The 9,397-nt window shown below is 39.4% G+C and carries 9 protein-coding genes; 3 read left to right on the top strand and 6 right to left on the bottom strand.

The window, feature by feature from the left end; all coding sequences use genetic code 11:
• Nucleotides 1-462: 462 nt before the first annotated feature.
• The 3 genes from BUB05_RS12925 to BUB05_RS12915 form a co-directional block, all read right to left on the bottom strand.
• Nucleotides 463-2,352, bottom strand: coding sequence for a type I glutamate--ammonia ligase (locus tag BUB05_RS12925; protein ID WP_073050037.1), 1,890 nt, complete (start codon nt 2,350-2,352; stop codon nt 463-465).
• Between the two features lie 144 nt (nt 2,353-2,496).
• Nucleotides 2,497-3,246 carry an NAD-dependent protein deacylase gene (locus BUB05_RS12920; RefSeq protein WP_073050036.1) on the bottom strand — a complete coding sequence of 250 codons (750 nt, stop codon included), beginning with the start codon at nt 3,244-3,246 and terminating at the stop codon, nt 2,497-2,499.
• Nucleotides 3,239-3,886, bottom strand: a complete 648-nt coding sequence (locus BUB05_RS12915; RefSeq protein WP_073050035.1) for an HAD-IA family hydrolase — start codon at nt 3,884-3,886, stop codon at nt 3,239-3,241. The genes BUB05_RS12920 and BUB05_RS12915 overlap by 8 nt, the downstream gene beginning before the upstream one ends.
• A gap of 124 nt (nt 3,887-4,010) precedes the next feature.
• On the opposite strand from BUB05_RS12915, the gene rnmV reads away from it, so the two are divergent.
• From rnmV to BUB05_RS12900, 3 genes are all read left to right on the top strand, one after another.
• Complete coding sequence (gene rnmV / locus BUB05_RS12910; protein ID WP_073050034.1) at nt 4,011-4,598, top strand: ribonuclease M5; 588 nt, start codon at nt 4,011-4,013, stop codon at nt 4,596-4,598.
• Nucleotides 4,588-5,451, top strand: coding sequence for a 16S rRNA (adenine(1518)-N(6)/adenine(1519)-N(6))-dimethyltransferase RsmA (gene rsmA / locus BUB05_RS12905; RefSeq protein WP_073050033.1), 864 nt, complete (start codon nt 4,588-4,590; stop codon nt 5,449-5,451). Before rnmV ends, rsmA begins: the two co-directional genes overlap by 11 nt.
• Before the next feature lie 75 nt (nt 5,452-5,526).
• Complete coding sequence (locus tag BUB05_RS12900) at nt 5,527-6,138, top strand: hypothetical protein (protein ID WP_073050032.1); 612 nt, start codon at nt 5,527-5,529, stop codon at nt 6,136-6,138.
• 56 nt (nt 6,139-6,194) lie between these two features.
• On the opposite strand, the gene BUB05_RS12895 is transcribed toward BUB05_RS12900, so the two are convergent.
• From BUB05_RS12895 to BUB05_RS12885, 3 genes are all read right to left on the bottom strand, one after another.
• Nucleotides 6,195-6,767, bottom strand: a complete 573-nt coding sequence (locus BUB05_RS12895; protein ID WP_073050031.1) for an indolepyruvate oxidoreductase subunit beta — start codon at nt 6,765-6,767, stop codon at nt 6,195-6,197.
• A complete protein-coding gene (locus BUB05_RS12890; RefSeq protein WP_073050030.1) occupies nt 6,760-8,553 on the bottom strand; it encodes a thiamine pyrophosphate-dependent enzyme in 1,794 nt (597 codons plus the stop codon). The genes BUB05_RS12895 and BUB05_RS12890 overlap by 8 nt, the downstream gene beginning before the upstream one ends.
• Nucleotides 8,554-8,625: 72 nt before the next feature.
• Nucleotides 8,626-9,390, bottom strand: a complete 765-nt coding sequence (locus BUB05_RS12885; protein WP_073050029.1) for a TatD family hydrolase — start codon at nt 9,388-9,390, stop codon at nt 8,626-8,628.
• Nucleotides 9,391-9,397: the final 7 nt, after the last annotated feature.

Raw genomic sequence — 9,397 nt, 5'->3', positions numbered from 1 at the left:
AATATCGTATTTATATCATAACTTTAGTTGAGTTGATTCATGTGTTGTTTGAAATATAAACGGTTCAATTGTATTTCAAATGTTATATGAATCAGTACGAAACTTGTTATGAGATAAAACTACATTACTATACTTGTATATTACATTCAACTTGAAATTATATACACATTAAATATAAATAAAATGAAAATAATATTAAAACTTTATTAACACGCGATCAGTCCAAGTATATAGTTGAGTTTATTTATTCTAAAATTTAAGTTTGGATGCTTCAACTGAACTTAAATTTGGGGGTAAATTAGTACGAAACTTACTTGGAATAATCGTATCAACTTGAATTAATCAGTTTCAATTCATATTCATTCTACCACAAAAGGAAGTAAAATAATAATCATATGAATAAAAAACGCAAAACAAAAAACCCGGCATAGCCGGGTTTCAAGTTTATATAGGATGTTATTGTTATATTATGTTTCTCTTGTAGTCTAAGTACATCTGTCTTGCAGCTGTCATCTTCTCGTTCATTTCAATCTGAAGATCTGATGCAGTCTCGTAATCCCCTGATTCTATTGCATTTCTTATTCTAGAGAACAAAGATTTAGCAGCAGTGCTGTCCTTCATAAGTTCCACTCTTAGAGAATTAAGCTTTTCCCAGTTGATTACGTCCAAGTCTGTAGCAAGGTCCGTGTGAAGCTTGTCGAAGCTTCTAAGTACTGCCGCATTGTTTGGAATAATTCTTCCAACAAGCTCAGTAGACCACTTGTCAAGAGTAACAAGCTTGTAGGACTCTATAAGTGCATCAGTGAATACTCCACCATTCTTAAGGAGCTTAATTCTTTCGCCACCGTGGTTAAGTCCCTGAATGTTTTCATACACTGTTGAAGGAGCCTTTCCGAAGAGTGCAACCCTTTCTTCTTCAGTATAGTGCTCGAACACATCGTCTTCACTTCTGTACATCTTATCCTTCTCAAGGTAGAAGCTGTCATCACCTGCAGCCTTTGAAATTTCCTTCTCAAGCTGAGCCATAGTAAGACCTGATTTCACAGTCGCTTCTATTCCGTCAAGCATAGCCATGTACGAAGCCGCAAGCACAAGATATGTATTTGAAAGCGGATTTGGAGCTCTAAGCTCAAATCTTGTAGCCATAGGATTTGTAAGGTCTCTGATTACACCTGCAAGGATTGATCTGTTTCTTGAAGGTATTTCCTTAGTGTGTCCAAGTGATGTAACTACACATACAGGAGCCTCGAATCCAGGCTTAAGCCTGTTCAGCGAATCATTTGAAGATGAAACAAACGGATTTACAACATCATAGTTCCTCAACAGTCCCATCAATGATCCGTATCCTATTTCACTCAAGTACTCTTTTGTCATATCCGCTGGAGAGAAGAGGTTGACAAATTTACCAGATTTAAGTTTTACCGCAGTTCCAAAGTGAGTGTGCTCTCCGTTTCCTGCAACTCCTTCAAGAGGCTTGGCCATGAATGTTACCTCAAGTCCGTGGCTCCTGAACAAGTCTTCAATTATTTCTCTTGCAACAATTTCATTGTCTGCACACTGCATTGCATCTGCATATTTCCAGTCTATTTCAAGCTGCTCCATTACATACTTGAGTCTTCCTGTAGTACCAACTCTGCTGGCGATTCCACCAACTTCCTTGTGTGCCATTTCAGGCTCAAGTCCGTATTTCCCAAGCTCTACTATACATTTTTCCATTACGGTCCTTACTATACCGTGAGTTCTCTTCCAGTACTGCTCCTTAAGAGTCTGTGAAGTTGAAAGTTCTTCAATATCTGCTTCATCATCAGGTGTATTTACCCAAAGTTCAAGCTCAGTAGCCGATGTAAGAACTACTTCGTCAATGTCTGAAACTTCAAATCCAAGGCTTTTAGCAAGCTCCGGCTTTGCTTCGAATATTTCAATCATCTTAGTCTTGTAAACTTCAACTGTTCTCTTTAATATGGATCTTGAACAAACTTTCTTTTCGTCATGCTCAAGGAATGCAGGTATCTTTAGAGATCCTACGGGAAGTCCATTCTGTTCACAGTGGTATTCGTAGTTGTAGTCTACAAACCATGTGCTTTCAAGGTCAGGCACAAGGTCAACCCTTGCATTGTTGAGTGTTGCAATCCCCTGAAGTTCAACTGAAGATCCATCTGTCTGAATACCGTATTTAAGCATTGTTTCCATATCTTCCAGGAATAATTCCACTGGAATCTTTTCATCTGTTCCATTTCCACCGATATCAATACCCATAAAAGATACAAACATGATTTCTGGGTGTTCATTCAACATTTCAGTTAAATACTCTTTGTTTTGGTTTTCCGGTTTAACGTAATAAACTCTGTTCATAAATTCCTCCTGATAATGAATGTTATGCTAGAAATTTTATCATAACTTTCGTGTATTGGCAAGAACAATTATGAAAGGAAAAGGTTTTACAAAAAAAAAATTAATAAAAAACATTCTAAAGCGAATGTTTTTTATTAATTTCAATCAAAGGTTCGTTTGAAACGTGTTTTCAACAGCTTTTTTTAAAACTTTCCCTATTGACTCGTTTATTACCAGATCTGCTCTGGCATCAAAGGGTGTTCCAGACTTGTTTATCAATACGAGGTTTTTCCCTTTGAAATATCTTATGAGCCCTGCTGCCGGATATACAACAAGGGAAGTTCCTCCAACAATGAGGGTGTCTGCATTTTCAATATAATGTATTGATTTGTCAATTACTTCCGTTTCGAGTCCCTCACCATAAAGTACAACATCAGGCCTTACAAGTTTTCCACATCGGTTGCATTTAGGCACGCCTATTGAATCGGTTATATATTCGAGTCCAAATTTTTTATGGCAGGAGCTGCAGTAGTTCCTCTCAACTGAACCATGGAGCTCAAGAACCTCCCTGCTGCCGGCCTTCTGATGCAGACCGTCGATATTCTGAGTTATTACAGCCTTCAATATCCCTTCCTTCTCAAGCATTGCAAGAGTTTTATGTGCATCATTGGGCTGAGCTTCCGGATGGAGTATATATTCCCTGTAATATCTGTAAAAAGTTTCAGTATGGTTGTTGAAAAAGCTTATACTCAGCATCTCCTCGGGAGAATGGTTATAAACCTCCCTGGCACTGTACAATCCTTCCTCGGATCTGAAATCCGGAATATTGCTCTCTGTGGATACTCCCGCTCCACCGAAAAAAACTATATAATTGCTGTTTTTTATAATTTCTCTCAACTTTCCGATCTTATTCATGATCATCACCCTGTCCGTAACAAATTTCAAGCAGTGCTTCCGGTTCGCTGACAAGATAATCAGGATTGGATTCCTCAAGACTTTCCCTGTGATTGTATCCCCAGTCCACTGCAGCCACATCCACACCTATCTCTTTCATTGCCTTAACATCTCTAATTTCGTCTCCAACATAAAGCACCTGCTCCTTGTTCATTCCATATTTGGCAATGAGCTTCAGCAGCTTTTTTTCCTTTCCCCTAAGTCCTGTGTTCTCTATGAAGGTAAACATGTCAAGGTCATGCTTGTTTATGAATTTAAATACATTCTTCTTGGAATTTGAAGTAAGCACCCCAACCATAATATTGTTCTTTTCCATTTCCTGGAGAACATCCTTCATCTTTTCCTTGCAAAGGTCAATGTTTTCTATCATTCCATGAAGAACCTTTCTTCCTCTTCTTAACAATCCTGGAAGATCCCATTTTTTTATATCCAAATGGTCTATCGCCTCAAAGGCGCTAAGCTTTTTAAGTTTGTAAAGTTCATCCTTGGACACTTTTTTCAGTTTAAATCTATCTGCAAGGTCCAGATATATGGTAAACACTATGTCTTCAGTGTCCGCCAGTGTTCCGTCAAAATCAAATACCACATATTTGTATTTCATAAATACAACTCCGTCAACAATAATATAGTTATACATTAATACTATATCACAATTCTATTCAAATAACATTGGTAAAAATGTAAAATTTTGACTATAATAAGGTGATAGCAAATGAGGAGTAAAAATGAATAACCAAAACAACAAGAAAGACAGTAATAAAAAATTAAGGATAAAGGAAATTATAGTGGTTGAAGGAAAGGACGATGTTTCCGCAGTTAAGGCTGCAGTGGATGCCGAAATAATAACCACAAGCGGGCTGGGAATCACAGACAAGAAACTGGAACAAATAAGGAAGGCTTCAGAGAAAAGAGGCATCATAGTACTGACCGATCCAGATTTCCCAGGCAAGAAGATAAGATACTGGGTAAGTGAGAACCTGACAAACGTGAAACATGCTTACATATCCAAAAGCAACGCCCTTAAAGACGGAAATGTCGGAGTTGAAAATGCCTCTCCAGATGTTATAATAGAAGCTCTAAAAAATGCAAGAGCCGTAGTGACTGATGAAAAGGAAGTATTCACAAAAAAAGACATGGTAGACTACGGTCTCACAGGATTTCCCAACTCGGCAGAGAGAAGACAGGTACTTGGAGAACTCTTAAACATAGGACACTGCTCGGGAAAGCAGTTTCTCAAACGGCTCAACAGCTACGGAGTTACACGAAAGGAATTTGAAGACGCAATAGACAAGGTGATAGAAGATGATGAATAAAAAACTGCATGACCCGGGCACCACAAAGGAAATATTGAAGAAATACGGCTTCAGCCTTACAAAGGGACTTGGACAAAACTTTTTAATAGACGGAAGTGTAATTGAAAACACCTGTGATGCTGCCGGAATAACAAAAGATGACTGCATTATAGAGATAGGACCGGGAATCGGAACCCTTACACAGTTCCTATGTGAAAGGGCTAATAAAGTTGTTTCCATAGAAATAGACAGGGATCTCATTGAAATTCACAAAGAAACACTACCTTATGAAAATCTGAAAATAATTTATGACGACTTCATGAAGATGGACCTTGAAAAAATAATTTCAGAAGAATTCGGCGATTCAAATGTAAAGGTGGTTGCTAATATCCCCTACTATATTACAACACCTATAGTAATGAAGATACTGGAGGACAGGGTAAAGGTTGAATCCATAACGGTCATGATACAAAAGGAGGTTGCAGAAAGATTCCAGTCTCCTCCGGGGAGCAAGGAATACGGAGCCATCTCCGCTGTAATACAGTATTATGCAAATCCTGAAATCAAGTTCATAGTTCCAAAAACAGTATTTATCCCCCAGCCAAAGGTTGACTCTGCTGTCATAGTAATGAAAATCTATGAAGAACCTCCCGTGGATGTAAAGGATGAGAAACTCTTCTTTAATCTCATAAAAGGCGCCTTTGGACAGAGAAGGAAAACTATAATAAATTCCGTTAGCGGAACAATCAGGGATATTGACAAGAATAAACTGAAGGAAGTCCTAGAAAATCTGGGATATAACCCCAGTATCAGAGGAGAAAAGCTGGGGATTGAGGATTTTGCCAAAATTTCAAACAGTTTGGCTGAACAGTAGTTGCATATGACAATTGCTAATTATTGTTTTTTCTGATATAATTTATTGAAATAAAACTAGGAGACGTAAAAAACTATGCCACAGTTAAGTACTCATCTGCACTTTTCAAAGCTAATAGCTGAAAACGCAGATGACGATGTACATTTATGCAGCTTTCTTCTCGGAATAGTATCACCGGACACCTTTCCAGATGAAGAATCATACTATGACTATCACTTCCTCAAAGAGAATGATGAAAACGGGGATGATGATATCGATGTAAGGGAATTCTACGAAAGATTCAATTTCAAAAAAATGGACAAGAAGACAAAATCCTTTGTTCTTGGCTATTATGCCCATTTATGGCTTGACGAGTATTTCAAGTTCAACTCAAGCAAGCTTACCCTGAACAACGAATTTGACTTGTCAGATAAGGATCTGGGCAAATCCGTTAAGGAACTCATGCGACTTTTCGATGAGGAAATAACGGGAAACTATTTTGATGATATCATGGAAGAATTAGAAGATTTTGACCTGCACCTTAAGCTTAAGTCGCTTAAACATGTAGATATTGAAAGGTCAAAGAAACTTCTTATCGAAACCTACCACGAAGAAAAGCCTACTGATGTACATGAAGAACTGCTGGACAGGAAAGAATATAAATCACTGATGAAGAAGAGCGTGAAACGCTTCTTCAAGTCGATGTAGATTACACCAGGAATAATATAAGAAAACAAGGAACCCAAATTGAGTTCCTTGTTTTTTTATATTATTCCATAGCCTGCTTCGAATGCTTTGAAATTTTCTCCCAAGAACTTGTCTGGTACATTTTCCTCTATAGCTTCCAGCCAACAGTTCTTGTCTATATCCGTCTCAGAAGCCAATATTCCTATAAGAACAGTGTTGGCAACCTTCACACTTCCAATTTCCCTACCTTTTCCACCGGCATCTATTGTTATCAATTTCCTGTCATTTCCGAGAAAGCTGCCTATATCCTTTGGATATTCCTCCTTTTCAGTAATTACAGGAACCGGAGGTATTCTATATTCGTTCATAATAACAAGACCATCTTCCTTTAGAAAATCGACCCATCTCATGGCTTCCAGCATTTCCATTCCAAGCAGAATGTCCCCTTTCCCCTTCCGAATATTCGGAGAATGAATCTTTTCACCTATCTTGACGCTTCCCCATACCTTGCCGCCTCGCTGGGCAAGACCTACAACATCATTGCTCTTGACATCATATCCCTTTTTCATTGCGGCAACACATATAATCTTTGTTGTAAGTATCAGTCCCTGGCCACCTACACCGGACAATATTATATTGTAACTATTCATCTCCATCCTCCATTCTTTTAATGGCATTGACTGGACATACCTGGGCACAAACAGAACAACCGACACATAAATCCGGATTTATTGAAGATTTCAGTTTTTCAATACCCTCATACTTCTTCATGGCAATAGGGGGACAATTTGTCCTTACACAGCTTCTGCATCCTATGCATATATCCGGATCAACCCTGAAAGGCGTTTCCCTTATCCTGAAGTTCAGGGCACATGGTCTGGTGGTAATGACTATTGACAGACCCTGGTGCTTAAGTTCTTCCTTTATGATTTCAGAAGCTTCCTTGTACTCGAACTGATCCACGACTCTTATCCTGTCAAAACCCATGGTTCTTATGAGATTCTCTATGCTGACATTCATGTCATATCCGTCACCGAATCTTCCGGTTCCGGCATTTGTCTGTCCTCCCGTCATGGCTGTCGTGCCGTTGTCTAGTACCAGAAGGGTCATGTTGTAGTCCGGATCCAATTGGTGCAGCATGTTAAGCATAGAAGGCATTCCTGAATGGTAGAAGGTACCGTCTCCTATGACAGCTACCAATGGTTCATTTTCCCCGGCAACTGAATATGCCTTAGACATTCCCTTCATTATACCTATGGATGCACCCATGCTTATAATGGAATTCAAGATGTTAAGGGGTGGCAAAACGGCCATTGAATAACATCCTATGTCGCCTATTACACTTGCCTTGGCTTTTTTCAGTATGTCAAATACCGGTCTGTGTGGACATCCTGCACAAAACATGGGAATCCTGGCAACTGTTTCCTCACTGACTTCCTCCGCAATACCAATGTCTTTTATGACACCGGCATCATAAAGACCTTTCTCAATATCCTCTGTATTCAGCTCTCCCGTGAAGGAGAAGTACTCCTTTCCCCTGCAGTCTATTCCATTTATTTTCAATTCATTTTCTATGAAAGGCATCATTTCCTCAATCACTATAATCCTTTCATATTTATTGCTCAGTTTCTGGAGTTTTTTTACCGGTAGAGGGTAAATCATTCCCAACTTGAATATATCTATATCGAGATCAAGTTCCTTGAGATTCTCGTAGATGATTCCGGATGCTATCAACAGCACTCCCCTTCCTGTTCTTTTATCCAAATAATTAATTTCCCACTCTTCAGCATAATCGGATAATTTTTCTATCCTTTCCTTCATGTCGTATTGCTTACGAAAAGTGTTAGGAGGAATCATTCCATAATCTTCAAGTTTTTTCGAAAAGCCGGTGAATTCATGTTCCTGTCTTTCTTCAAGTTTGACTATGCTTCTCGAATGGCAAAGCCTGCTCGTAATCCTGAGCATAAAGGGAGCATTGAATTTTTCACTCATCTCCAGGCCATATTTCACAAAGTCCTTGGCTTCCTGGGAATCACTGGGATCCAGTATGGGCATGTGGGCAAACTTGCCGAATATCCTGTTGTCCTGTTCATTCTGGGAACTTAGCATACCCGGATCATCTCCCGACACAAGAACAAAACCTCCATTGATCCTTGTCTGCGTAAAGGTCATCAGAGGATCAGCACAGATATTCATTCCTACATGCTTCATGGACACTAGGGTTCTTGCACCTGCAAAGGATGCCCCTATGCCTATTTCCAGGGCCACCTTCTCGTTTACTGAAAACTCGGAGTATATGCCGTCGTATTCGGTATTCAAGACATGCATAATTTCCACTGTTGGAGACCCCGGAAAACTTGAAGCAACAGTTCCACCGCCTTCAAAGAAACCTCTGGCTATTGCTGCATTTCCTGACAATACATTTTTATCCTTCAAAAAAACACCTCCAATATGACAATTATATCATAATTGAAGGTGCATTCAAAAATATTACCCTTTGTTTCTCGTTTAAATATCAAAAAATCTCACGAAGTTTTCAGTAGTGGCATTTGCCACCTCTTCATATGGTATTTCCTTTATCCTGGCTATTTCCTCGGCCACGTATCTTACATAGGCCGGTTCATTCCTCTTTCCCCTGTATGGTACAGGAGTTAGATATGGACAATCAGTCTCTATGAGAAGGTGTTCAAGGGGTATCTCCCTGGCCACCTCCTTTGCCTTTTTTGCATTCTTAAAGGTAACAGGTCCGGCAAGAGAAATCAAAAAACCAAGCTTCACATATTCCCTGGCAAGTTCTACACTGCCTGAATAACAGTGCATTATACCCCTTGTATTGCTGTATTTTTCATCCTTCACTATATTCAGAACATCTCCATGGGCATCCCTGTCATGGATTATATAAGGCATGTCCAAATCCCTGGCCATCCTTACCTGCTCCCTGAACCACTTCTTTTGAAGGTCCCTCGGGGAATTGTCATAGTAATAGTCAAGCCCTATTTCCCCTACGGCCACAACCTTTTCCTTCTTTGTAAGGGACTTTATCACTTCCAGGGTTTCATACGACAAATCCTTCACATCATGTGGGTGGTATCCTACAGATGCATAGATCCTGTCGTACTTCTCCGAAGCATTGACGGCTCTAATCGATGACTGAAGGTCATAGGCCGAGTGAAGGACATATGCAAGTCCAGCCTCCTCAAATCTGTCTATGATATCTTCCCTGTCTTTGTCAAATCTTTTATCGTCCAAATGTACATGACTGTCTACCAACATATCTACA

Source organism: Dethiosulfatibacter aminovorans DSM 17477, from assembly GCF_900142005.1.
In the GTDB taxonomy this organism is placed as follows: Bacteria; Bacillota; Clostridia; order Tissierellales; family Dethiosulfatibacteraceae; genus Dethiosulfatibacter; species Dethiosulfatibacter aminovorans.
The sequence above is the reverse complement of the archived record's forward strand: the minus strand, read 5'-3'. Positions and strand labels throughout refer to the sequence as shown.

Excerpts from the sequence above, each read along its gene's own strand:
- BUB05_RS12920 (WP_073050036.1), bottom strand. The coding sequence starts at position 3,246 with ATGAATAAGATCGGAAAGTTGAGAGAAATTATAAAAAACAGCAATTAT.
- BUB05_RS12885 (WP_073050029.1), bottom strand. The coding sequence starts at position 9,390 with ATGTTGGTAGACAGTCATGTACATTTGGACGATAAAAGATTTGACAAA.
- rsmA (WP_073050033.1), top strand. The coding sequence starts at position 4,588 with ATGATGAATAAAAAACTGCATGACCCGGGCACCACAAAGGAAATATTG.
- BUB05_RS12915 (WP_073050035.1), bottom strand. The coding sequence starts at position 3,886 with ATGAAATACAAATATGTGGTATTTGATTTTGACGGAACACTGGCGGAC.
- BUB05_RS12925 (WP_073050037.1), bottom strand. The coding sequence starts at position 2,352 with ATGAACAGAGTTTATTACGTTAAACCGGAAAACCAAAACAAAGAGTAT.
- rnmV (WP_073050034.1), top strand. The coding sequence starts at position 4,011 with ATGAATAACCAAAACAACAAGAAAGACAGTAATAAAAAATTAAGGATA.
- BUB05_RS12895 (WP_073050031.1), bottom strand. The coding sequence starts at position 6,767 with ATGAATAGTTACAATATAATATTGTCCGGTGTAGGTGGCCAGGGACTG.
- BUB05_RS12900 (WP_073050032.1), top strand. The coding sequence starts at position 5,527 with ATGCCACAGTTAAGTACTCATCTGCACTTTTCAAAGCTAATAGCTGAA.